Origin of the sequence: Antrihabitans stalagmiti (genome assembly GCF_016482825.1) — a bacterium.
Taxonomy (GTDB): Bacteria; Actinomycetota; Actinomycetes; order Mycobacteriales; family Mycobacteriaceae; genus Antrihabitans; species Antrihabitans stalagmiti.
The window spans coordinates 239,466-262,333 of record NZ_JAEMNV010000005.1 but is presented as its reverse complement, the minus strand read 5'-3'; the positions used below and the strand labels follow the sequence as shown (position 1 = coordinate 262,333).

Annotated in this window: 22 protein-coding genes; 8 read left to right on the top strand and 14 right to left on the bottom strand. The window is 63.9% G+C overall.

Features of this window, described 5'->3' with window-relative positions:
• The first annotated feature begins 25 nt into the window (after positions 1 to 25).
• Complete coding sequence (locus JGU71_RS17555; RefSeq protein ID WP_199705567.1) at positions 26 to 3,553, top strand: non-ribosomal peptide synthetase; 3,528 nt, start codon at positions 26 to 28, stop codon at positions 3,551 to 3,553.
• Positions 3,553 to 4,842: a SidA/IucD/PvdA family monooxygenase gene (locus tag JGU71_RS17550; protein WP_199705744.1), complete on the top strand. Its 1,290-nt coding sequence runs from the start codon at positions 3,553 to 3,555 to the stop codon at positions 4,840 to 4,842. The genes JGU71_RS17555 and JGU71_RS17550 overlap by 1 nt, the downstream gene beginning before the upstream one ends.
• On the opposite strand, the gene JGU71_RS17545 is transcribed toward JGU71_RS17550, so the two are convergent.
• The 3 genes from JGU71_RS17545 to JGU71_RS17535 form a co-directional block, all read right to left on the bottom strand.
• On the bottom strand, positions 4,843 to 5,835 hold the full coding sequence (locus tag JGU71_RS17545; protein WP_199705566.1) for an ABC transporter substrate-binding protein: 993 nt from the start codon (positions 5,833 to 5,835) through the stop codon (positions 4,843 to 4,845).
• 133 nt (positions 5,836 to 5,968) lie between these two features.
• Positions 5,969 to 6,391 (bottom strand): organic hydroperoxide resistance protein, encoded by a 423-nt coding sequence (locus JGU71_RS17540; RefSeq protein WP_199705565.1) that lies wholly within the window; start codon positions 6,389 to 6,391, stop codon positions 5,969 to 5,971.
• 49 nt (positions 6,392 to 6,440) lie between these two features.
• Positions 6,441 to 6,878 (bottom strand): MarR family winged helix-turn-helix transcriptional regulator, encoded by a 438-nt coding sequence (locus JGU71_RS17535; protein WP_199705564.1) that lies wholly within the window; start codon positions 6,876 to 6,878, stop codon positions 6,441 to 6,443.
• A 264-nt stretch (positions 6,879 to 7,142) separates the two neighbouring features.
• Between JGU71_RS17535 and JGU71_RS17530 the strand changes: the two genes are divergently transcribed.
• A complete protein-coding gene (locus JGU71_RS17530) occupies positions 7,143 to 8,237 on the top strand; it encodes a 3-deoxy-7-phosphoheptulonate synthase (RefSeq protein ID WP_199705563.1) in 1,095 nt (364 codons plus the stop codon).
• On the opposite strand, the gene JGU71_RS17525 is transcribed toward JGU71_RS17530, so the two are convergent.
• Genes JGU71_RS17525 through JGU71_RS17515 form a run of 3 tightly spaced genes read right to left on the bottom strand, consistent with a single transcriptional unit; the run spans position 8,203 to position 10,610 of the window.
• Positions 8,203 to 8,835, bottom strand: a complete 633-nt coding sequence (locus tag JGU71_RS17525) for an alpha-ketoglutarate-dependent dioxygenase AlkB (RefSeq protein ID WP_199705562.1) — start codon at positions 8,833 to 8,835, stop codon at positions 8,203 to 8,205. The genes JGU71_RS17530 and JGU71_RS17525 overlap by 35 nt on opposite strands.
• A gap of 22 nt (positions 8,836 to 8,857) precedes the next feature.
• Positions 8,858 to 9,934 carry a sensor histidine kinase gene (locus JGU71_RS17520; RefSeq protein WP_199705561.1) on the bottom strand — a complete coding sequence of 359 codons (1,077 nt, stop codon included), beginning with the start codon at positions 9,932 to 9,934 and terminating at the stop codon, positions 8,858 to 8,860.
• Complete coding sequence (locus JGU71_RS17515; protein WP_199705560.1) at positions 9,927 to 10,610, bottom strand: response regulator transcription factor; 684 nt, start codon at positions 10,608 to 10,610, stop codon at positions 9,927 to 9,929. The genes JGU71_RS17520 and JGU71_RS17515 overlap by 8 nt, the downstream gene beginning before the upstream one ends.
• An 87-nt stretch (positions 10,611 to 10,697) precedes the next feature.
• Here JGU71_RS17515 and JGU71_RS17510 point away from each other — a divergent pair, with 87 nt between their 5' ends.
• Together JGU71_RS17510 and JGU71_RS17505 are read left to right on the top strand one after the other, a co-directional pair.
• Complete coding sequence (locus JGU71_RS17510; RefSeq protein WP_199705559.1) at positions 10,698 to 11,306, top strand: M15 family metallopeptidase; 609 nt, start codon at positions 10,698 to 10,700, stop codon at positions 11,304 to 11,306.
• Positions 11,303 to 12,628, top strand: coding sequence for a DoxX family protein (locus JGU71_RS17505; protein WP_307829699.1), 1,326 nt, complete (start codon positions 11,303 to 11,305; stop codon positions 12,626 to 12,628). Before JGU71_RS17510 ends, JGU71_RS17505 begins: the two co-directional genes overlap by 4 nt.
• On the opposite strand, the gene JGU71_RS17500 is transcribed toward JGU71_RS17505, so the two are convergent.
• From JGU71_RS17500 to JGU71_RS17490, 3 genes are all read right to left on the bottom strand, one after another.
• Positions 12,625 to 13,191, bottom strand: a complete 567-nt coding sequence (locus tag JGU71_RS17500; protein ID WP_199705558.1) for a vitamin K epoxide reductase family protein — start codon at positions 13,189 to 13,191, stop codon at positions 12,625 to 12,627. The genes JGU71_RS17505 and JGU71_RS17500 overlap by 4 nt on opposite strands.
• The gene (locus JGU71_RS17495) at positions 13,188 to 13,943 is read right to left on the bottom strand and encodes a DsbA family protein (protein ID WP_199705557.1); all 756 of its coding nucleotides are present in this window, start codon (positions 13,941 to 13,943) and stop codon (positions 13,188 to 13,190) included. The genes JGU71_RS17500 and JGU71_RS17495 overlap by 4 nt, the downstream gene beginning before the upstream one ends.
• Before the next feature lie 314 nt (positions 13,944 to 14,257).
• A complete protein-coding gene (locus JGU71_RS17490) occupies positions 14,258 to 14,779 on the bottom strand; it encodes a hypothetical protein (RefSeq protein WP_307829698.1) in 522 nt (173 codons plus the stop codon).
• 150 nt (positions 14,780 to 14,929) lie between these two features.
• Between JGU71_RS17490 and JGU71_RS17485 the strand changes: the two genes are divergently transcribed.
• Positions 14,930 to 15,574, top strand: a complete 645-nt coding sequence (locus tag JGU71_RS17485; protein WP_199705556.1) for a LysE family translocator — start codon at positions 14,930 to 14,932, stop codon at positions 15,572 to 15,574.
• Between the two features lie 93 nt (positions 15,575 to 15,667).
• Here the strand turns inward: JGU71_RS17485 and JGU71_RS17480 are convergent, their stop codons facing one another.
• Together JGU71_RS17480 and JGU71_RS17475 are read right to left on the bottom strand one after the other, a co-directional pair.
• Positions 15,668 to 16,846, bottom strand: coding sequence for a pyridoxal phosphate-dependent aminotransferase (locus tag JGU71_RS17480; RefSeq protein ID WP_199705555.1), 1,179 nt, complete (start codon positions 16,844 to 16,846; stop codon positions 15,668 to 15,670).
• Between the two features lie 35 nt (positions 16,847 to 16,881).
• Entirely contained in the window at positions 16,882 to 17,790 is a 909-nt protein-coding gene (locus JGU71_RS17475) for a sigma-70 family RNA polymerase sigma factor (protein ID WP_307829697.1), read from the bottom strand.
• A gap of 35 nt (positions 17,791 to 17,825) precedes the next feature.
• Between JGU71_RS17475 and JGU71_RS17470 the strand changes: the two genes are divergently transcribed.
• Entirely contained in the window at positions 17,826 to 18,815 is a 990-nt protein-coding gene (locus JGU71_RS17470) for an LLM class F420-dependent oxidoreductase (RefSeq protein ID WP_199705554.1), read from the top strand.
• Positions 18,816 to 18,866: 51 nt separating this feature from the next.
• On the top strand, positions 18,867 to 19,730 hold the full coding sequence (locus tag JGU71_RS17465; protein ID WP_199705553.1) for a hypothetical protein: 864 nt from the start codon (positions 18,867 to 18,869) through the stop codon (positions 19,728 to 19,730).
• Here JGU71_RS17465 and JGU71_RS17460 read toward each other — a convergent pair.
• From JGU71_RS17460 to JGU71_RS17450, 3 genes are all read right to left on the bottom strand, one after another.
• Complete coding sequence (locus JGU71_RS17460; RefSeq protein WP_199705552.1) at positions 19,727 to 20,365, bottom strand: LysE family translocator; 639 nt, start codon at positions 20,363 to 20,365, stop codon at positions 19,727 to 19,729. The genes JGU71_RS17465 and JGU71_RS17460 overlap by 4 nt on opposite strands.
• Before the next feature lie 43 nt (positions 20,366 to 20,408).
• The gene (locus tag JGU71_RS17455; RefSeq protein WP_233529545.1) at positions 20,409 to 21,080 is read right to left on the bottom strand and encodes a DUF3239 domain-containing protein; all 672 of its coding nucleotides are present in this window, start codon (positions 21,078 to 21,080) and stop codon (positions 20,409 to 20,411) included.
• Between the two features lie 64 nt (positions 21,081 to 21,144).
• Positions 21,145 to 22,815 carry a DNA repair helicase XPB gene (locus JGU71_RS17450; protein ID WP_199705550.1) on the bottom strand — a complete coding sequence of 557 codons (1,671 nt, stop codon included), beginning with the start codon at positions 22,813 to 22,815 and terminating at the stop codon, positions 21,145 to 21,147.
• Between the last annotated feature and the right edge of the window lie 53 nt (positions 22,816 to 22,868).

Sequence of the window (22,868 nt, the reverse complement as noted above, 5' to 3'; positions counted from 1 at the left end):
GACCAGGATTGTCGAGGAGTGTGTGGTGGCTGAATCAGGCAGAGCCGGGATCGATCGAGAAAGCATTCGCGACGAGGTCGCCAAGCAACTCGGCGAACCGGCGCACACCATCGCCACGGCGGACGACCTCATCCAGCTCGGGCTCGACTCGATCCGCATGATGAAACTCGCAGGTGGGTGGCGTAAGCGTGGGCTCGACGTCAACTTTGCCCAGCTCGCGGCCGCACCGACTGTCGATGCGTGGTACGCACTTCTTGCCGGTGACGTAGCCGAACCGGTGAGCGAGCCGGAAGCGGTCGAGCCGGTCGTCGCCCCCGAAGCCGACGCCGAGCCGTTCGCGCTGGCGCAGATGCAACACGCCTTCTGGATCGGCAGAACCGACAGCCAAGCGCTCGGTGGTGTGGCCGCCCATCTCTACGTCGAGTTCGACGGCGGCGGTGTGGACGCGGCTGCCTTGGAGCGAGCGGTATCCGAGTTGGTCGCACTCCATCCGATGCTGCGGGCTCAGTTCCTTCCCAACGGCACGCAACAGATCCTCGCGGTGCCCGGTCGACCCGTGTTCGCCGTCGTCGATCTGCGCGACCTCGCAGCCGACGAGGTGGCTGCGCAGCTCGCGGAGCTGCGCGAGGAGAAGTCGCATCAACGGCTCGCCGTCGAGGACGGCCAGGTGCTCGATGTGACGCTCACCCTGCTCCCGGACGGCAAGACGCGCCTGCATCTCGACGTCGACATGCTTGCCGCCGATGCGATGAGCTACCGGTTGCTCGTTGCCGACCTCGCAGAGCTGTACGCCGGACGAAAGGTAGCGGCAAGCGCCTATACCTATCGGCAGTACCTCGCCGCCAAGGCCGAAAAGCCCGCGCCCGCCCGCGAACGGGACAGGCGGTGGTGGCAGAGCAGGCTGGCCGAACTTCCTGCCGCGCCTGCGCTTCCCGTCGTCCCCGAGGCCGACCGGACCGACCCGAACAAAACTGTTCGCTATCACCATTGGCTCGCTCCCGAGGCCAAGCATGCCCTGTTGGCCGCAGCGCACGATCGCGGCGTCACACCCGCGATGGCGCTGGCATCGGTCTTCGCCGAAACGATCGGTCGCTGGTCTGCCGAACCGCGATTCCTGCTCAATCTTCCACTCTTCCAACGTGAGTCGCTGCATCCCGATGTCGACAGAATCGTCGGCGACTTCACCTCGTCGATCATGGTCGACGTCGATGTTTCCGCCGAATGCAGTGTGCTCGAGCGGGCCCGCGAACTGCAGAAGACGATGCATACCAACGGTTCCCACGCTGCCTACTCAGGCCTCGACGTATTGCGGGATCTCGGCAGACATCGCGGCGAACAGGTGCTCGCTCCGATCGTCTACACCAGTGCGCTGAATCTCGGTGAGCTGTTCGCGGATTCGGTCGCCGACACTTTCGGTGAGCCGGTCTGGATCGTGTCGCAGGGTCCCCAGGTGCTGCTCGATGCGCAGGTGACGGAGGTCCGCGGTGGGCTGCTGCTCAACTGGGACGTTCGCGAATCCGCCTTCCCCACAGGTGTTGTCGACTCGATGTTCGCGCAGTACACAACCGCGATCGATCGGCTCGCGAACGGTGCTGCCGGGTGGACCGCGCAAGCGACCCCGTCGTTGCCGCTCGATCAGTTCGCGGTCAGGCGTCGGGTCAACGACACGGCGGCACCGGTAACCGGACGAGCACTGCACGAAGGCTTCTTCGCCAACGCTGCGGCGAATCCCGATGCGCCCGCGCTGCTGTGGGGCGAGACCGGCGGAAAGACCTACGGAGCCCTCGCTGCCGAAGCGCTCGCAATCGCAGGCGCATTGCAGGCCGACGGTGTCGGCGTCGGCGATGCTGTTGCGGTGCAGGTGCCGAAAGGTCCCGGGCAGATCGTCGCGGTACTCGGCGTGCTCGCCGCAGGTGCGGCCTACGTTCCGATCGGTTTCGACCAGCCCATCGCGCGACGGACCCAGATACTCGAAACGGGTCGCGTCATCGCGGCCATCTGTCAGGACAGTGAACAGTTCCGTGGCGTCGGCATTCCGGCGCTCCCGCTCGCGACTGCGGTGACATATCCGGAGCCGTTGGCGAAACCGGTAGTTCCCGACACCGAGAGCGTCGCCTACGTGTTGTTCACGTCGGGGTCCACGGGCACTCCCAAGGGTGTGGACGTCCCGCACCGTGCGGCGATGAACACGATCGACGACTGCAACCGCCGCTTCGACGTCGGCCCGGCCGATCGGTCACTCGAACTGGCGGCCCTCGAGTTCGATGCTTCGGTCTACGACATCTTCGGATTGCTGTCGGCGGGTGGTGCCGTCGTCGCGATGGACGAGGCGACGCGCGAAAACCCCTACGAGTGGGTCGCTCTCGTCAATCGGTATCGCGTCAGCATCCTCAACTGCGTACCCAGCATGCTGGACATGCTGCTGACGGTCGGCAGCAGTGCCGGACCCGGACGCGGACTCGGCGATTCGCTTCGTGCGGTGCTGCTCGGCGGCGACTGGGTCGGCGTCGATCTGCCGGGCCGGTTGGAGCAGCAGGTGCCTACCTGCAGGTTCGCCGGTCTGGGTGGTGCGACGGAGACGGCCATTCATTTCTCGGTCTGTGAGGTTGCCGGCGCTGCCGGGGTCGATCCGCACTGGATCGCGGTGCCGTTCGGTACTCCGCTCGACAACGTTGCCTGCCGCGTCGTCGGGCCGACCGGCCACGACTGTCCTGACTGGGTCGCGGGTGAACTGTGGGTCGGTGGTTCGGGTGTCGCGCTCGGATATCGCAACGATCCGGAACGCTCGGCAGCGAAGTTTCTCACCCATCAGGGTCAGAACTGGTATCGCACAGGAGATCTCGCCAGATACCTCCCGGACGGCACCCTCGAATTCCTCGGACGCGCGGACCATCAGGTCAAGATTCGGGGCTACCGGATCGAACTCGGCGAGATCGAAGGTGCGCTGCGGTCCATCGACGGGGTCGGCCTTGCCGTCGCGGTCGTCGTCGGTAAGGCTGCGCCGAAGCTGGCAGCGGCGGTGACCACGGACGGGTCGCTCACGTCGGACGAGATCCAGGCAGCACTCGGAGATCTGCTGCCGCGCTACATGATTCCCGGCCGCATCGAGATTCTCGACGTTTTCCCTTTGACATCGAACGGCAAGCTCGACCGCCGAGCGGTCACGGCACTCTTCACCGCCGAGGACGATGCGAACGGCTTTGTCGCCCCACGAACCGAGCTGGAGCGTGCGCTCGCAGCAATCGTCGGCGAGGTGCTCGGCGGGACGAAGGTCGGTGTCGACGACGACTTCTTCGCACTCGGCGGCGACTCCGTCCTTGCGACGACTCTCATTGCGCGGATCCGGGATTGGCTCGATGCATCGAACGCCGTCGTGTCGGACATCTTCGCCGCGCGAACGGTTGCGGCGCTGGCAACCCGACTGATCGCGAGCGACGTGGCGGCAGGGGAAAGCGCAACGAGACTCGAACAGGTCGCGCAGATCTATGCCGAGATCGCGGCCATGGACACCCACCAACTGGAAACCGCCGACGCGGCAGGCGGGCAGCGGTGATGGATACCCTTCTCGTCGTCGGTGCCGGACCGAAAGCGCTTGCGGTAGCCGCGAAGGCGTCGGTTCTCAAAGAGCTCGGCTACCCCGCGCCACGTGTGGTCGCGATCGAGCAGCACGCGGTCGGCGGTAACTGGCTGCCAGGCGGCGGCTGGACCGACGGCAACCATCGCCTCGGCACGAGCCCGGAGAAGGACATCGGGTTCCCGTACCGCTCGAATCTCGTTCAGGGCCACAACCGTGAGATCAACGAGAAGATGCTGACGTTCAGCTGGACGTCCTTTCTCGTCGATCACGGCGGCTTCACCGAATGGATCGACCGCGGCCGACCGAGTCCGCAGCATCACATGTGGGCCAAATACCTGCAGTGGGTTGCGAAGAAGGCTCAGCTGGAGTTGATCGTCGGATCGGTCCGGTCGATGTCGTGCGACACCGGTGAATGGTCGCTCACCGTCGAGGGACCCAACGGACAGACCATCCAGTGCGAGGGTGATGCGCTGATGATCACCGGTCCCGGCAGCAGCAAAAGCGCACTCTACAAACATCCTCGGATGCTCAGCGTGGCGGAGTTCTGGGATCTGGCGGGTCGCAGGCAACTGCCCCTCTCGTCGCGCGCAGCCGTCATCGGTGGCGGTGAAACCGCAGGTTCGGTGCTCGACGAACTCGCACGGCACGACGCGATGAGCATCTCGGTCGTCTCACCGATGGCAACGCTCTACACCCGTGGCGAAAGCTATTTCGAGAACTCGCTGTACAGCGATCCGACGAAGTGGATCGCGCTCACCAACGAGGAGAAACGAGACGTCATCCGCCGGACCGATCGGGGAGTCTTCTCGGTCCGCGTTCAGGAAACGCTGCTCGGCGACAACAGGGTCTCGCATTTGCAGGGCCGAGTCGTGCGCGCGAAGTCCGACGGCGACCTGCTCGCGTTGACGTTGAACAACGGCACGCGTGGCGATCGCACGCACACCTTCGATCTGGTGGTCGACGCCACCGGCGGTCAGCCGCTGTGGTTCGTCGACCTCATGGATCAGGACGCCGCCGATGTACTCGAACTGTCGGTCGGCAGCGAGATCACCCAGGAGCGCATCGAGGCGTCCATCGGCTACGACCTTGCCGTCGAGTCCATGACGCCGAAGTTGTTCCTGCCGAACCTCGCCGGTGTGTCCCAAGGTCCGGGTTTTCCGAATTTGAGTTGCCTCGGCATGTTGTCGGACCGAGTGCTACGCAGCGATGTCGTCGAAGGGTCGACGCGCTCGCGAAAAGCAGCGCGGGCGCTGCGTGACGCCTGACTATTTGGCGGCGTTGGCCAGGCCGGCTTCGAGACGATCGAGGACGTACGGAATCGACAGCGGCGAAGGCTGATTGAGTCCTGTTCCGGCGGCGACGTCGAGGTAGACGATGCTGTCCTTCTGGACCGAAGGCAGTGTGTCGTACCCAGGTAGAGCCTTGAAGAGGTCGGTCATCTCAGGGGTCGACGTGGCGACGAGCAGGTCGGTGTTCAGGTCGACGAGTCGTTCGGGTGGCAACGCTGCGCGACCCGTCGGGCCGACTTGGGTGACAAGCTTTTCGGGCAGCGTCATGCCGAGCCGGGTGAACAGGACGCTCGCGCCGTCTTGCGGGTCCGCGAGAACATCCATCCGCGTTGGCGACGACAGGAACGTCGTGACGAAGGTTTTGCCTTTCAGTCCTGGGTTCTTCGCGGCAATCGCGTCGATGCGGCCGTTGATGTTCGCCGCGACCGACGCGGCTTGGCCCTGCTTGTCGAGGATCTTGCCGAGAATATCGATCTGCTCGCCCCACGAGTCCACCTCGGAGCTCCGAAGTTCGGGGATGGTCGGCGCGATATTGCTCAGCTTGTCGTACTCGTCGGGGCCGAACCTGGTGACGAGGATCAGATCGGGATCGAGAGCCTCGACCTGGGCGACCACGTCGCCTGCTGGATCGATCGCTGTCGCACTTTGCAGCGAAGGAGGCTCCCACGGCGAGTTGGTTGCACCGGCCGCTCTGCCCACGTTGTCGATATAGCCGATCGGAGTCACACCGAGAACCTGTGCAGCGTCGAGCCATTGGGTCCCGAGCGTCACGATCTTCTTCGGAATGCCGTTGACGCTGGTCTTGCCTTTGGAGTGCCCGATCGTGACGGTGCGGTCGGAGTTGCCGTCCGCGTCGGAACCACCGTCGCTCGAATGCGTGTCGCACGCGGTAGCCAGCACAAGCAACAGTGCAGCGAGTACAACGCCGAGCAGTCGCAGAACACGCGATCCTGGTACGCGGGTACCCAAAAGAACTCCTCAGCGACGTCAGCTCGGTGGTTGCCGGTATGTGCCACTGGTGACGATACAAGCGCGGCGACCGTACCTTCGTCGGATCGAGCAAGACGAAGCGGTCGCCGCGCGTGTCGGAGAAAAGCGTGAATCAGTCTTCGGCAACCGTCACGGTGACGGGGATGTTGCCGCGGGTGGCGTTCGAGTACGGGCACACCTGGTGTGCCTTGTCGGCGAGTGCCTGTGCCTCGTCCTTCGACAGGTGGGGCAGTGAGATTTCGAGGGTTACTTCGAGCCCGAAGCCGCCCGAATCATTGGGGCCGATGCCAACTTTCGCGCCGACTGCCGAATCCGCGATGTTCGCCTTCTCACGACCGCCGACCAAGCGGAGCGCGCCGTGGAAGCATGCTGCGTAGCCTGCCGCGAACAACTGCTCCGGGTTGGTGCCTTCGCCGTTGCCGCCCATTTCCTTCGGTGCGGACAGGGCGACGTCGACCTTGCCGTCGGTGGTGCGGGCGTGGCCGTTGCGGCCGTCGCCGGTTGCGAGCGCTTCTGCGGTGTACAGGATTGCCATAATTCTTTCCTCTTCCTTTGTGGGGTTATCGGTTGTTCCGTGCGGGGGTTCAGGTTGCTGCCGTGGTGAGCGAATTCGTCAGTCGTACAAGCGTTTCGCGAAGCTCGTCGGCGTCGCGAGCAGTCATGCCCATCGACTCGCCGAGCCGCTTAGGGATGTCGCACGCGCGAGCTTCGAGCGCGCGGCCCTTGGCGGTCAGGGTGATCTGCACCCGGCGCTCGTCGGTGGAGAGGCGCTGCCGCTCGACCAGTCCGAGCATGTCCAAACGCTTGAGCAGCGGCGAGAGAGTGCCGGTGTCCAACTTCAGGTCGTCGCACAGTTCGCTGACGCCACGGCCGTCGCGTTCCCACAGTGCAAGTAACACAAGGTATTGCGGGTAGGTGACGCCGAGGGATTCCAAGATCGGTCGATACGTCGCCGTCACGGCCCGTGAGGCCGAATACAGCGCGAAGCACAACTGCCTGTCGAGAGCGAGGTCGTTGGCCATGTCAAAACTGTAGACCACAATTAGATTGTGCGCAATAGAGTTGGGTGCAGTAAAAATGGTCGGCACCGACACACTCCCGATGTGTCGGCTGGTACAGTCCAATTTATGTCGCGCGGATATTTTTGGTTTCTCGAACCGGCCCTTGGTGGGTCGGTCGGCGAAACCGCTTTGCGACGCTGACACCTCCACCTCGAGCCGGACGACAGACCGGCTCGCTTGGTAGCGAATCTTCCTTCGGGTCGGTCCTGAGAACAGGAACCCGAAATGACAATCGCACTCGATCCGACACGTGATCTCGATGATCAGCGCACCATCAGCATCAGCCCGTTGGTGTCGCCTGACGAGATTCGTCGAGCCCATGCCGTCGACGACGCAGCCGTGGCTACCGTGCGCGCCGGACGTAACGCAACCGTCGACGTACTGAACGGCGACGATGACCGCCTGATGGTGATCGTCGGACCGTGCTCGGTGCACGACCCGGCAGCCGCACTCGACTACGCACAGCGCCTCGCCTGCAAGGCTGCCGACCTCGACGATCGTCTTCATGTCGTCATGCGCGTCTACTTCGAGAAGCCACGGACCACGCTGGGGTGGAAGGGCCTGATCAACGACCCGCACCTCGACGGCAGCTTCGACGTCAATACCGGCTTGGGCATCGGCAGGCAGTTGCTCGTCGACATCTCGTCTCTCGGTTTACCGGTAGCGTGCGAATTCCTCGACCCGATCACGCCGCAATACATCGCGGACCTGGTCAGCTACGGCGCGATCGGCGCGCGAACTGCTGCAAGTCAGGTGCATCGACAGTTGAGCAGCGCGTTGTCGATGCCGGTCGGCATCAAAAACGGCACCGACGGCGACGTCCAGGTTGCCGTCGACGGAACCCGGGCAGCGGCGGCAAGCCACGTGTTCCCTGGAATGGACCGGAACGGACACGCGGCGTTGATCCAGACGACCGGCAACCCCGATTGTCATGTGATTCTGCGTGGTGGCAGCGTCGGACCGAACTACGACGAGGCGTCGGTCGATGCCGCGGCTGCCCTGCTGGCCAAGGCGGGCCTGCCCGAACGAATCGTCATCGACGCCAGCCACGGCAACAGCAACAAGGACCACAACAAGCAGGTCGACGTGGTCGACGACGTCGCGCGCCGGATTGCGGCGGGGGAGCGTCGCGTCGTCGGGATGATGCTCGAAAGCTTCATCGAAGCAGGCAGGCAAGACCTGACACTCGGCCGAGCCGACGACCTCGTCTACGGCAAATCGATCACCGATGCCTGCCTCGATTGGGCGACCACCGCACGGCAACTCGACACCCTCGCAGCTGCCGTCACCGCACGTCGTGGGGCCGAAACTGCACGCTGATCCGTGGTCCGACAGCGCGATTGGTCTTCGGCACGGCGTGCTCCCAGGTCCGCTGACACGATCCGCCCATGACGAGCAGGTCGCCGTGGCCGAGTTGGAAACGAAGCGTCGCACCCCCCGCTCGCGGTCGCAGTAGGAGCGGGCGGGCGTCGCCGAGCGACACGATCGCCACCATCGTGTCCGCTGTGCGGCTGCGCCCGATCGTGTCGCCGTGCCACGCGACGCTGTCGGACCCGTCGCGGTACAGGCAGAGACCGGCCGTTGTGAACGGCTCGCCGAGTTCGTTGGCATAGTGCTCGCTGAGCAGTGAGCGGGCCTGCGCGAGAAGCGGATTCGGAAGTGGATCCGCGGCATCGTAGAAGCACAGCAGGCGAGGAACGTCGACAACCCTGTCGTACATGGGCCTGCGATCCGACCGCCAGGCGACGTTGTGGACCAGGTCGGAGAACAGGTCCTCGGATCCGGCCACCCAGCCGGGCGCGTGATCGACCCACGCGCCCGCACTCAACTGGGTGCGGGTGATTGCGCAGGCAAGGTCGCCGATCGTCGGGCCGGACGGCTCGACATCGAACAGCGAAGCTTGATGCGTTACGAACATGTGTTCGATGATAGCGCGCGTGTCAGCGCCCCGCCGGTAGTTGCACTGCGACACAGAGTCCGCCGGCGGCGCGCGGTGTCAGGGTGAGAGTTCCGGCGTGCGCTTCGACGATGCTGTTGACAATTGCAAGGCCGAGCCCGACACCGGCGTGATCGGTGCGGATTCGTTCGGTGCCACGCTGAAACGGTTCGACAATCGTCGAAATCAGTTGTTCAGCAAGCGGTTCGCCGGTGTTGGCGACCGTGAGTACCACGCTGTCGGGTTGAACGCTCGTGGTGACCCACACGGTCCCCTGCGGCAGATTGTGGACGATCGCGTTGTGCACGAGGTTGGTCGTCAGCTGCTGCAAGAGGGCATGAGAGCCGACGGTGCGAGCGATCTCGCCGGAGGTCTCGAGGGTGACTTCTTGCTTCTCCGCCAGGGTTAGCAGCGTCTCCGTGGCCTCCTCGGCGAGGAGTGACAGGTCGACGTGTTGTCGGGTGAACGAACGTTGATCGGCGCGACTGAGCAGAAGTAGTGCTTCGGTGAGGTCGATCGCGCGGGTGTTGACGCCGCGCAGGCGGTCGATCAGTTCGCCGGTGTCACGGTCTGGATCGTTTCGGGCCACATCGAGAAGGGTCTGTGTGATCGCGAGGGGAGTGCGCAATTCGTGGGAAGCGTTGGCGGCGAATCGCTGCTGTTCGTCGACGTGCGCTTCGAGCCGGGCAAGCATCGTGTCGAAGACATCGGCGAGTTCGCGGAACTCATCGCTCCGGCCCGATAGCCGGATTCGGTGGGAGAGTGATCCGTTCGCTGCCATGCGGGTTGCGGCCGTGATGCGAGTGAGCGGGGTAAGCATCCAGCCGGCGAGCAGCCACCCGCCCACAAGACCGAGGGTCAGCAAGACTGCCATCACGATGGTGACGAACGGAGCGAAGGCGCGCAGCAGGGCGTAGCGGTCTATCCAAAAGCTATCGTCGGCGCTGATAAAGCCGTCGGGTAGGAACCGAAGGTAGAAGACGCACACGGCGACGAACAGCAAGGCACCCACGAGCATGATGAAGCCGGCGTAGCTGAGGGTGAGTTTCAGGCGAACACTCAATCCGGGGGCTCTACGCACGGTCTCCTCCGTCACTCCCGGTGCTGATGCGGTACCCGACGCCGGCGACAGTGGCGATGATCCAGGGTTCACCAAGGCGCTTGCGCAAGGACGAGACCGTGATGCGCACTGCGTTGGTGAACGGGTCCGCGTTCTCGTCCCACGCCCGCTCGAGCAACTCTTCGGCGCTGATCACGCCACCCTCGGCGGTCACGAGAACTTCGAGCACCGCGAACTGCTTTCTGGTCAGCGCGATGTAACGACCGTCGCGGAAGACCTCGCGTCGGAACGGATCCAGGCGCAGACCTGCGATTTCCCGGACGGGTGGCCTGTTGCGCGCCCGCCTGCGATCGAGCGCACGTAGACGAAGCACGAGCTCTCGCAGTTCGAACGGCTTGGTGAGGTAGTCGTCGGCACCGAGGCCGAAACCGCTCGCCTTGTCGTCGAGTCGGTCGGCAGCGGTGAGCATGAGGATCGGTATGCCGCTGCCGGAGGCGACTATGCGTTCGGCGATCTCGTCACCGGTCGGCCCTGGAATGTCGCGGTCGAGGACAGCGATGTCGTAGGCGTTGATGCTCAGAAGTTCCAGAGCGGCGTCGCCGTTACCAGCGGTGTCCGCGGCGATCGCTTCCAGGCGCAGGCCGTCGCGGATGGCGTCGGCCAAATAGGGTTCGTCTTCGACGATCAGCACGCGCATACTCGCAACGCTACGAGCTTGGAAATATCGTCGGCGTATCGATAACCGCATACGCGTCGAGAACGCCGAGTTGCGTTGACTCGCAGCATGAGTCGATATCCAACACCAGGAGCAACGAACCGCAGCATCGTGCGGACCACAACTGTCGGTCTGGTCGCGTTCGCAGCGATCGTCGGAGTCCTGCTCTTTCAGTCGGTCTTCTCGTTCGGTGACGTACTTCGCGGAGATCGTGGCGACGCGACTGCGGAGGGAGGCGGTGCCCTTCCTGAGGGAGTGACCGTGTTCGACGACCGATATCCCGGCATAGCCAACCTCGACCCGAGTCTGCGGCAGGCCCTTAGCCAGGCGGCGACGGACGCCGCCGCCGACGGCATCGTGTTCAACGTCAACAGTGGATGGCGCTCGCGCGACTACCAGGATCAACTGCTACAGGAAGCGGTCTCGAAGTACGGCTCGGAATCCGAAGCTGCACGCTGGGTTGCCACTGCGGACACATCGCCGCACGTGTCCGGCAACGCCATAGACATCGGTCCCTTCGATGCCACGACGTGGCTCTCCGTGCGTGGGTACGAGTACGGGTTGTGCCCGATCTACGCCAACGAGCCCTGGCATTACGAACTTCGCGCTGAGGCACCGGAGCAAGGCTGCCCGCTGCAGTACGCCGACCCTACCCAGGATCCCAGGATGCAGCCGTGACCGAAACTGTCGCCATCCGGGCTGGCTGGCATCCGCTAACGCAGTTCGCATTCCGATTCTGCGTCGTCTACTTCGGCTTGTTCTGTCTGCTCCTCACTCCGATCCCGTTTGCGTTGCTCGGCCTCCTCGGCCGGTGGATTCGCAGATCCGGTGGGCCGTGGGTCGTGGCGCCAACGGACCCACTGACGGGTTGGGTCGGCAGAACGTTCTTCGGGGTCGACGCGGTGCTGAACAAGAACTCCGGAGCAGGAGACCAGGCAGCCATGTGGGTGCTGGCGTTCAGCATTGTGATCGTCGCGGCGGTCGCCACCGCGGTGTGGACGGCCTTTGATCGTCGAGCCGCTCACCCCCGCTTGCTTGCCTGGTTCATGCTTTTCTTGCGGCTGTGTCTCGGCGGGCAGATGTTGTCGTTCGGGTTCGCCAAATTGATCCCGAACCAGATGCCCGAGCCCTCGCTTGCGCGGTTGTTGCAGCCCTACGGGAGCCTGAGTCCGATGTCGGTGCTGTGGCTGCAAGTCGGCAGTTCGCAACCGTACGAGATGGCGCTCGGCGCTGCGGAAGTTGCGGCTGGGCTGCTGTTGTTCGTCCCCAGGACCGTGGTGCTCGGCGCCGTTCTGAGTCTGGCAAGCACGGCGCAAATCCTCCTTTTGAACCTCACGTTCGACGTACCGGAGAAGCTGCTTTCTTTGCTGCTGTTGCTCATCAGTGTGGTCCTGCTCGCCCCGTATGTCCGGCGACTTGTCGATGTGTTCCTACGGCAACGAGCCTGCGAGCCATTGACGCAACCGACGCTGTTCGCCGACGGCCGAAAGATCCGCATTGCGGCCTGGATTCAGGTGTTCATCGGTATCTGGGTCGCCCTTGGCAGCGGCTACGACAACTGGGTCGTCTGGCAGGAGCGCAACGGCGCAGGCAGCCCGAAATCCGAGCTGTACGGAATTTGGGATGTGCAAGAGTTCACCCTCGACGGGCAACTGCTATCCCCGTTGAAGACTGATGAGAACCGTTGGCAGCGAATCGTTTTCGACGGTCCGGAGACAGCGACCTACCAGCGAATGGACGACGAGCTCGAGCCGATGCTTGCCGATTTCCTACCCAACGGACAGCTCGAACTCGTCACGATGGGAGACCCGACCGGTCGCGATGTCCAGGCACCTTTTGCGACCCTGTCTATCGATCGACCGACACCGGACCAGCTCCTGCTACGAGGGGAATTGCACGATCACCCGGTTGTCATCGCTCTGGAGCGCGTGGATCTGGACAGCTTCACGTTGCGCAACCGCGATTTCCACTGGGTGCAGGACTCCGCTTACTTCCGCTAGATCAGGCTCTTCCAATAGTCCTCGAATCGCACGAACACCATGACAGCAACGATCGCGAACCACACCGCGGCAATGGTCCAGCGCCACTCGTCGATCGCTTTGACAACGCCGCCGCGCCCGTCGGCGACTCGATGAAACGCGACGGTCTGGATCGGTAACGTCACCAGCCAGACCGCCATGCAGTACGGGCACAGTGCACCGATTCGGTACAGGCTTTGAAAGATCAGCCAGCAGACGAATACGGTGCCGAGCAGACTGCCGATCCACAGCCCGACCCAGTGCCAGCGCGGCAGTGTCACACCGGTCAGGGTGAGCGCCCCGATCGCGACGACGAGGGTGAAGCCCACGATGCCGATCAGCGAATTGGGAAAGCCGAACACCGATGCCTGTGGCGTCGTCATCACCGTGCCGCACGACAGCACCGGGTTGATACTGCACGACGGTATGTAACTCGGGTCGGCGGTGATCTTCCAGCGCTCATAGGTCAGTGTGGCCGCTGCCGTCAGGCCGATGAGCCCACCGATCGTGAGCAGCCACCCCGAACTCGATCGAACGCTTGTCACTGTTGGGCCGCGGCAGCGGTGACGGCTGCACGCAGCGCGTCCGGAGTCGGGTTGCGCAGCTGAACGCCGTTGACGCGAATGGTCGGTGTGCTGCTGACGCCGCCTGCAAGAACAGTCTGGGTATTGGAACCGACGAAGGTTCCGTAGCGAATCGACGTAATGCATTGCGCGACGTCAGGATCGGATGCTCCTGCTGCCGTCGCGAGTTCGACGAGGCGGTCGTCGGTAAGGCCAGCGCCACCCTCCTTGGGCTGTGCCTCGAACATCGCCTGGTGCCACGCCGGCCAGGCCGCCTTGTCTGCCTCTACTACGCAGAAGCCGGCATTGGCGGCGCGAGTCGAATAGTTCGTCGAAGACATACGATCCAGTATGGCAATCGGTGAATAGTCGACCGCAACAGTTCCCGATGCGACGAGATCCGACAACGTCGGGCCGGTCATCGATTCGAACTGCTTGCAGGCAGGGCACTGGAAGTCCTCGATCGCCGACACGACCACCTTGGCAGCTGGATCGCCGATCCTGATGGCACCGTCAGGGGTGAGGACCGAAGGTGCAGCCGTCGACTCGGTGGTTGTGGGCACCGCGGTCTGTTCTGCCTTGTTGTCGGAACTCTTGCGAGAGACGGAAATTCCTATCGCGACGACGAGGGCGACGAGGACAAGGGCAATCGCGGCCTGTATCGCGATCTTGCGGTTGCGATCTTTGCGCGCCGCCACTGCCAACGGGCCGCGCTTGCCGGATTTGGTGTTCATGGTGTGCCTTTCGATGAAAACTGTTGGTAGGAAATCGATTCGAGTGTGCCGACGGGCATCACCGCGGAGGCTCGTCGAGCAGCGTGCGACCCAGATGGGCACCGGCTGCACGCCTGGCGCAATCGCGAACACCGCGGAGCGATAGGTGTGATCAACCGGGGCAATGCAGAATCTGGCTGTCGACAGCGCGCGATCCGTGGCGCACGGCTGTGGCGCGCCGAGGGTCGAAACAGAGAAGCGTCGCGGCGTAGCGCTGCAACGGCGTGATCCGGTCGCGTCGAGCGAGACCGGCCGCCTCAGGCGGAAAGGGCTAGCTACGCAGGAGGGCCGCGGGTGCCGGCTCCGGCGCTGACCAGCAGCCGTAGGACAACCGAGGGGCGATACAGCGGGGGACTAGTGCGCAGCGGGCCGACGACGGGGACCGGAGCCGACGTCGCGACGATCAACTGGTCGAGGGTGGATGCGGCGACGCAGTACAGGCGCTCGGCGCTGCAGATCAGCGCCGCGCAGGCAGCGGCAGCGACGACGTGGGATGCCAGCATCAGCAGCGAGAAGTTGCCGCCGTGGGCGTGGCTTTCGGTGAGAACGAGTGCGAAGTGACCGACCAGCTGGCCGGCGCACAGAGCGACGACAATGACGAGGTACCTACGCCCGCTCGATACTGCCGCACCTACCGCGGTACCGATCGCGGCGCAGGCAAGGATCAACGCGACGATCGAGCTTTCGCCAGGGATTCCGCCACCTGCGAAGCCGTGAGCTGCGACAGCCATAGCCGCCGACCAAGCCCCGACGGCGGCGCCACGCAAGCGCGCAGCGTCGACCTCGGCGTTATTCACCCCATTCACGATACAGCGATCGCTACTACACGAATTAGTAGTCTCGTGAACGAGAAGGATCGTCGCAGTGGGCCGTCGGCCTTCGACGCATGGCCACTACCTTGCAACTGGACTGCGACAAAGGGTCCAGCGGCTGGAACGCTTGGCCTCATGCTGACAACGACTGCAGTACTCGGTGTTGGAGCCGTTGCACTCGGAATGGTGCTGACGCCGGGACCCAACATGATGTACCTGGTATCGCGCAGCATCACCCAGGGGCGGCGCGCTGGCCTGGTCTCGCTGTGCGGTGTGGCTGTCGGATTTCTCGTGTACATGACCGCGACCGCGGTTGGTATCGCAGCGGTGTTCATCGCTGTGCCCGATTTGTACCTAGCGGTGAAGTTCGCCGGCGCGGCATATCTGCTCTGGCTCGCCTGGCAGGCGTTGCGGCCGGGCGGGACCTCGGTGTTCGCTCCGCAGGCCATGCCGATCGATTCGGATCGAAAGCTGTTTGCAATGGGGCTGCTGACCAATCTGCTGAATCCGAAGATCGCGATCATGTACCTTGCCCTGATCCCGCAGTTCGTCGATCTCGACGCAGGCAAGGTGTGGTTGCAGAGTCTGGCGCTCGGATCCGTGCAAATCTGCGTAGCGCTGACGGTGAACGCGCTGATAGTGCTTGCGGCAGCGACCATCTCGGGTTTCCTCACCCGCCGACCCTCGTGGTTGCGGGTGCAGCGCTTCGCCATGGGGACCGTGCTCGGCGGACTCGCGATAACCCTTGCTACGGACCGCGCGCGGCCCGCCGCTATCTGATCCGCTGCTGCGGACGCTCCACTATCGCGTGAAACGAGCGGAAAGCCGCGCACAGCAGACACGAGTGGAGCAGCAGCGGTAATCGCACGCCTACTAGAGCCTCGCCAATCGCTCGATTCCGGCGTCGAGCGTTTCGTCCTTCTTGCAGAAGGTGAAGCGCACGAGCCGATTCCACTTGTCGAAGTCGTCGGCGAACGCGCTCACCGGCACAGCGGCCAGGCCTATCCGATCGGGAAGGGCGCGGCAGAATGCCAATGCGTCCCCGATTCCGAGCGGGGTGACGTCGGCACAGACGAAGTAGCCGCCTTCGCTGCGCTTCACATCGAAACCGGTGTCGGTCAATGCTTTCGACAGGCGATCACGCTTGACCTGGAGTTCGTCGCGTAACCCGCGGACCCACGCCTGCTCGTGTTCGAGGGCGTAGGCAACAGCAGGCTGAAACGGTCCGCCTCCGACGAATGTCAGGAACTGCTTCGCGGCTCGGACGCCGTCGATGAGATCCGCGGGTCCGCATGCCCAACCGATCTTCCAGCCCGTACAGCTGAAAGATTTTGCCGCACTGGACACTACGATCGTCCGCTCGTACATGCCGGGCAGTGTCGAGATCGAGATGTGAGACCGGTCGTCGAACGCGAGGTGTTCGTAGACTTCGTCCGTCAGAACAAGGAGGTCGTGCTCGCAGGACACCTCGGCAATGGCGGCAAGGTCGTCGCGACTCAGCACCGCGCCGGTCGGGTTGTGCGGTGAGTTGACGATGATCATCCGCGTGTTCGGTGTGATCGCCGCACGCAGTGCATCCGCATCGAGTGTGAAACCCGCACCGTCGCTCACGAGCGACACGCTGCGTCGAACCGCGCCCGCCAGCGCAACTGCCGCGGCATAGGAGTCGTAGAACGGCTCGATCAAGACGACCTCTTCGCCGGGTTCGACCAAGCCGAGTACCGAGGCGCTGATCGCCTCGGTTGCGCCGACAGTCACGAGCACCTGGTCCGCCGTGTCGTAGGAAGTGCCGTAGCGGGTGGCTCGATCCGCCGCGATTGCGTTGCGCAGCATAGGCATACCGCTACCGGGCGGGTACTGGTTGAGACCGTCCGCGATCGATTGCTGCGCGACCGCCAACATGGCTGCCGGACCGTCGGAGTCGGGAAACCCCTGACCGAGATTGACCGCCTCGTGCCGCACTGCGAGTTCGGTCATCTCAGCGAAGATCGTCGACGAGAACGGCTGCAATCGTGCGACCGTTCGAGAGGTGGACCCCGACGCTTGCGACATGGCTCGAGCCTAGCCGGGTGGACCGCTGCGACCGCTCAGAGTCGCACGCCGGACAACTTCTCCGGGTTCGCCATGTCGTAGGTCGCGGCGACGAGACCGTCGCGGACGGTGAACCCCATCACTCGCGATGGGATGGGCGGATGAGCGGCGTCGCCCGCTGTCCCCGGTTGATACATGCCGAGTTCGCCGTTGACCATGACCGGCGTATAGGACAGCAGTGGGTCGCGCCCGAACTTCTCGGCGAGCCCCATGAAGAACCTGGCAATCTTGACGGCACCCGTGACGATGTTGATCGCGGTACTCGTCGTCCCGTTCGCGTCGCCGGTCGTCCTGGCATCCGGATGCAGAGCCGCGATCACTGCAGCCATGTCTCCGCTCGCCATCGCTGCGAGAAACCGTTCCACCGCAGCTGCGTGCTCTTCGCGTGGAACGGCTGGTGGGGTCGCCGAGACGGCCTTGCGCGCGCGGGAAGCGAGTTTGCGTGCTGTTTCGATGGTCACTCCGAGGATGTCGGCGATCTCGTCGAACGGCACCGAAAACGCATCGTGCAACACGAAAGCGACCCGTTGGGCGGGTGTGAGCGTGTCGAGTACGACGAGGGCCGCGAGGCGGTTGTCCTCGTCGGCGACGACGACCTGCAGTGGGTCCGGTTCGTAGGAAGACGAGAGGGGAGCGACGACGGGTTCCGGAAGCCATTGCCCGACATAGCTTTCCCGACGGATTGCGGCAGAGCGTAAGCGGTCGAGGCAGATTCGCCCGACCACGGTTGTCAGCCAGCCACGTAGGTCTCGAATCTGGTCCTGCTCGACGGTCACGAGACGGAGCCAGCTTTCCTGGACCGCGTCCTCGGCGTCGGTGACACTGCCGGTGAGTCGATAGCCGACTGCGAGTAGATGGCCGCGGTGGGATTCGAAAGTTTGCGCCAAGGCGAGTGCTGCTGCCACAGGGCGATACTACGGACAAGCAGTAGGGTGAATTTATGCGCTTCGGAATGTTCGTACCGCAAGGCTGGCGCCTCGACCTCGTCGGCATAGACCCTGCCAACCAGTGGGCGGTGATGCGAGATCTGGCGCAACGCGCTGACGCCAACCCGGATTGGGAGACGATCTGGGTGTACGACCACTTCCATACCGTGCCGATGCCGACGGACGAAGCGACCCACGAGGCGTGGACGCTGATGTCTGCGTTCGCTGCGTCGACGTCGCGGGTCCGCCTCGGTCAGATGTGTACCGCGATGAGCTATCGCAATCCGGCCTATCTCGCGAAGGTGGCCGCGACGATCGACCTGATCTCGGGTGGACGCGTCGAGATGGGTATCGGCGGCGGCTGGTACGAGCACGAGTGGCGTGCCTACGGCTACGGGTTCCCCTCTGCCGGTGAGCGTTTGGGCCGCCTCGACGAGGGTGTGCAGATTTTTCGGCAAGCATGGACCACGGGTTCGGCGACGCTGGACGGCAAGTACTACCAGGTCGATGGCGCAATCGTCAGACCACTTCCTTTGCAGGAGGGCGGTATTCCGATCTGGGTCGCGGGTGGCGGCGAGAAGGTGACGCTGAAGATCGCAGCAAAGTACGCGCAGTACACGAACTTCGCCGGAAACCCCGAAGAATTCACGCACAAGTCCGACATCCTGCGAGAGCACTGCGCGACCGTCGGCACCGACTTCGACGCCATCGTCCGCTCGGCCAACTACAACGTCGCCATCGGGTCCACCGAAGCCGAAGTCGCTGAGCGGTTGTCGGCGTTCAAGGCACGCGTCGAGCCGATCATCGGCCGGGAAGCCGCTGCCGGCGCAGCAGGCGCCTTCGATGGTTCGGCAGCCGTCGGCACGCCCGAGCAGATTGTCGAGAAGCTGAGCGAGATGCGCGATCTTGGACTCGGCTACGCGATCTTCAACTTTCCCGAAGCGGCGTTCGACACCTCGGGTATCGAGCTGTTCGAACGAGAGGTGCTGCCGGCACTGCGCTGATCGGCGCCGAACTTGCGCAGTAGTCGACGGCATTGGTGACAGGATGGCTCTGTGGACATCGACGACGTCGCCAACGAGCTGTACGGCGGTGACCCGGCCGATTTCATCGAAGTTCGGAAAGCCAGGGCAGCGCAGGCTCGCAAAGAAGGCGACCGCGAGCTGGCGACCGAGATCGGGAAGTTCCGCAAGCCGACAACTGTCGGTTGGCTGGTGAATCTGCTCGCCTGGGAAACCCCGGACGACATCGACGCAGTGCTACAACTCGGCGCTGCCCTTCGTGAGGCGCAACGGCATCTCTCGGGTGCGGAACTTCGCAGGCTCACGACTCAGCGTCAGCAGATCGTTCGAAAGCTGGCACGCAAAGCAGGCGAGTTGGCCCAGGAACGTGGCCGTGATGTGGGCGAAGATGCGCTTCGCGAGGTCGGGCAGACGTTGCACGCGGCGATGGCCGACGACGATATCGCCGAGCAGGTGCGTCTCGGTCGGATCGTGACGGCCGCGAACTACGAAGGATTCGGCCCCGCCGGGTTGACCGTAGTCGGCGGCAAAGCTCCCGAAAGAGTTGCGCCCAAGCCGAAACGGGATCGGAGCGCCCTACTCGAGGCGACCCGCGCCGAACTCGACGAGGCCACCGCCGCACTGACCGACGCGACGACCGCCGCGGCATCGGCACAGGAGGAAGCTGCCGAGGCGAGCGCCGCCGTCGAAGACGTCGAACAGCGAATCGCGGAGTTGAAGGACGAACTGGAGCGTGCGGAGCAGGAGCGGCAGTTCGCACGCAGCGCCGAGAAGGTCGCAACCGACACGGCCAAGCGTGCGGACCGAGATCTGGAACGAGCTCAGCAGTGGGAGACGAAAGTGCGCAGGATGTTCGACGACATCAGCGCTGACGACAGCGCTTCCGACGACGACTAGCTCTTCGCTCCCGACGCAGCAAGCGTGGCGCCCACTCCGATGATGAGTACGCCGCCCGCGCCGCCGACCGCTTCGAGTCGTTTGGGCGACTTCGTGAACCACGTTCGAACCGTTCCGGCAAGGAGCGCCCACGCGCCGTCGGACACGAAGCCGATCAGGATGAACATGGCGCCCAGTACCAATAGCTGCAACGACAACATGGGTGTATTCGGGTCGGCGAACTGCGGTAGGACCGCGGCGAAGAAGACGATCGTTTTCGGGTTCGTCATCCCAACGACGACCCCTTGAGTGAACACCCGGCCGTTCGCTACGGGATCGACGCGCGTGCCGAAGGCAGCCGCCAACGATTTGCGATCTCGGAATGCGTGTATGCCCAGGTAGATCAGGTAACCGGCACCGGCAAGCTTGACTATCGTCAGCGCGATCGCCGAGGCCGCGACGATCGCTCCGAGGCCGAGGGCTACCGCGATCAGAGGGACCGCTGATCCCACGCCGTTTCCGATCACGGTGAGCAACGCGGCACGGCGGCCGAGCGACAACGCGCGGCCGATTGTGAACAGCACGCTCGGGCCGGGGATCACGATGATCACGAAGGCTGCGGCGAGAAACGCGAGTAGGTGTGCGGTCGGAACCATCGGGTCAGCGTAGCGGCGGAGTCGTACCGGTCGCGACAGGTTTTCAGCGCAGTTCCGGGGGGAGATCTTTCGGGTTGACCAGGAGGTGATTGTTTTCGGCCCGGCGGACCTTCTCGCTGACCGAAAGATTGTCTGCAAGCAGTTGCCACTCTGCATCGTCGATCGCGGCAATCGCCCGCGCGATGACCTCACCGTCGCGAGTACCCCACGCGATCGGCATCGGCCGTACCTGCTGCCAGGTGTCGCCGGTAGGCAGAACCGTCCGGTCGGCCAGAACCGATACCGACGGCACTCGTTCGCCTGGCGTTGCGTTGTGGCCGGGTAGCGAGCGGACGCTACGCGTGACGAATGCGTAGCGAGCACCTGCCGCGTCCGGCAGTCCGACGTCGACGAGGGCGAGCAGCGTGAGTCCGTCGGAACGGGCTTCGGACACCACCGCCGCGACCAAAGGACCTTCCGCATAAAGCTTTTCGATGCTACCGACGCGGCGAGGTGCCCAGATCGCGACCCACAGCGACGTTGCAGCGCCGATCGCGAACACCACCGAGAGAATGTAGGACCACGGATGATCGAGGGAGATCAGAACGGCGGTTGCAGCGCCGAGTACAACCGCGAGCACGATCGCGGCCATGCGTAAACGACGAACGTCCGCGATGGTTTCGTTGACTGCCTTCGCATGACCCCGGTCGACTGCAAACTCGAAGCGTCGCACCATTCATTCCTAGCACGAGCCACCGACACCTAGGCAGGCCTTTATTGTGCGGGCACGGTTGTTCGGGTCAGGCGTCGGTCGATCCGATCGTCGGGCCGAGCAGATCGTCGGCGTCCATGATCCGGTACGCATAACCCTGTTCGGCAAGGAACCGCTGGCGATGCGCCGCGTACTCCGCGTCGAGCGTGTCCCGCGCAACGACCGAGTAGAAGTGCGCCTGCCCACCGTCGTGTTTGGGTCGCAACAGTCGTCCGAGGCGTTGCGCCTCTTCCTGACGCGACCCGAACGTACCCGAAACCTGCACTGCGACAGATGCTTCAGGAAGGTCGATGGAGAAATTCGCAACCTTGCTCACGACGAGAACGGGTATCTCGCCGCGCCGGAAGGCATCGTAGAGTTCCTCGCGTTCCTTCGTCTTCGTCGAGCCCTGGATGATCGGTGCGTTCAGTGCCTCGCCCAATTCGTCGAGTTGGTCGAGATAGGCGCCGATGACGAGTGCGGGCGCGTCGGGGTGGCGTGCCAGAATCGACTGGACGACAGGGATTTTCGTGCGTGCCGTCGAGCAGAGTTTGTAGCGCTCCTCAGGCTCGGCGACCGCGTAGGACATTCTTTCGGCGTCGGTGAGGGTCACGCGAACTTCGGTGCACTCGGCCGGCGCGATCCAGCCCTGAGCCTCGATGTCTTTCCACGGCGCGTCGTATCGTTTCGGGCCTATCAACGAGAAGACGTCACCTTCGCGCCCGTCCTCGCGGACCAACGTGGCCGTCAGCCCGAGCCGGCGACGAGATTGCAGATCTGCCGTCATCCGAAACACGGGCGCGGGCAGCAGGTGCACCTCGTCGTAGATGACCAATCCCCAGTCGCGCGAATCGAAGAGCTCGAGGTGCCGGTACTCGCCCTTCGTCTTGCGTGTGATCACCTGATATGTGGCGATTGTCACTGGGCGAATCTCTTTGCGCTCGCCCGAATACTCGCCGATCTCCTCTTCGGTGAGCGATGTGCGTGCGATCAACTCACGTTTCCACTGTCTGCCTGCCACTGTGTTGGTGACCAGAATGAGCGTCGTCGCTTTCGCCTTTGCCATCGCTGCGGCGCCGACCATCGTCTTGCCCGCACCGCACGGAAGAACGACGACGCCGGATCCGCCTGCCCAGAACGAATCGGCGGCCATTTCCTGGTAGTCGCGAAGGTGCCAGCCGTCAGTTCCGAAGTCCAGCTCGATCGGATGGGCCTCGCCATCGACGTACCCTGCGAGATCTTCTGCGGGCCAGCCGATCTTGAGCAGCATCTGCTTGAGTCTGCCGCGCTCGCTCGCGTGCACGACGACAGTGTCGGAGTCGATCCTTGCGCCGATCATCGGCGCGATCTTCTTGTGCCGCAGCACTTCTTCGAGCACAGCCCGATCGAGGCTGATCAAGACCAGGCCGTGAACGGGACTCTTGGCGAGTTGCAGCCTGCCGTAGCGGCCCATCGTGTCGACGATATCGACGAGCAGTGGCTGCGGAACTGCGTAGCGCGAGTAGGTGACCAGCGCATCGACCACCTGTTCGGCGTCGTGGCCTGCCGCGCGCGCATTCCACAGCGCCAGCGGCGTCACCCGATAGGTATGGACGTGCTCGGGCGCGCGTTCGAGTTCGGCGAACGGCGCGATCGCCGCTCGCGCGGCGCCGGACAATTCGTGGTCGATCTCCAGGAGCAGTGTCTTGTCGGACTGGACGATCAACGGTCCGTCGGTCACGTGGAGTCTCCTAAATAGGCGGTAATCGTTCCATTGTCCAGGTCCAAACGAGG

Excerpts from the sequence above, each read along its gene's own strand:
- JGU71_RS17550 (WP_199705744.1), top strand. The coding sequence starts at position 3,553 with ATGGATACCCTTCTCGTCGTCGGTGCCGGACCGAAAGCGCTTGCGGTA.
- JGU71_RS17540 (WP_199705565.1), bottom strand. The coding sequence starts at position 6,391 with ATGGCAATCCTGTACACCGCAGAAGCGCTCGCAACCGGCGACGGCCGC.
- JGU71_RS17535 (WP_199705564.1), bottom strand. The coding sequence starts at position 6,878 with ATGGCCAACGACCTCGCTCTCGACAGGCAGTTGTGCTTCGCGCTGTAT.
- JGU71_RS17530 (WP_199705563.1), top strand. The coding sequence starts at position 7,143 with ATGACAATCGCACTCGATCCGACACGTGATCTCGATGATCAGCGCACC.
- JGU71_RS17525 (WP_199705562.1), bottom strand. The coding sequence starts at position 8,835 with ATGTTCGTAACGCATCAAGCTTCGCTGTTCGATGTCGAGCCGTCCGGC.
- JGU71_RS17515 (WP_199705560.1), bottom strand. The coding sequence starts at position 10,610 with ATGCGCGTGCTGATCGTCGAAGACGAACCCTATTTGGCCGACGCCATC.
- JGU71_RS17510 (WP_199705559.1), top strand. The coding sequence starts at position 10,698 with ATGAGTCGATATCCAACACCAGGAGCAACGAACCGCAGCATCGTGCGG.
- JGU71_RS17495 (WP_199705557.1), bottom strand. The coding sequence starts at position 13,943 with ATGAACACCAAATCCGGCAAGCGCGGCCCGTTGGCAGTGGCGGCGCGC.
- JGU71_RS17485 (WP_199705556.1), top strand. The coding sequence starts at position 14,930 with ATGCTGACAACGACTGCAGTACTCGGTGTTGGAGCCGTTGCACTCGGA.
- JGU71_RS17480 (WP_199705555.1), bottom strand. The coding sequence starts at position 16,846 with ATGTCGCAAGCGTCGGGGTCCACCTCTCGAACGGTCGCACGATTGCAG.
- JGU71_RS17470 (WP_199705554.1), top strand. The coding sequence starts at position 17,826 with ATGCGCTTCGGAATGTTCGTACCGCAAGGCTGGCGCCTCGACCTCGTC.
- JGU71_RS17460 (WP_199705552.1), bottom strand. The coding sequence starts at position 20,365 with ATGGTTCCGACCGCACACCTACTCGCGTTTCTCGCCGCAGCCTTCGTG.
- JGU71_RS17455 (WP_233529545.1), bottom strand. The coding sequence starts at position 21,080 with ATGGTGCGACGCTTCGAGTTTGCAGTCGACCGGGGTCATGCGAAGGCA.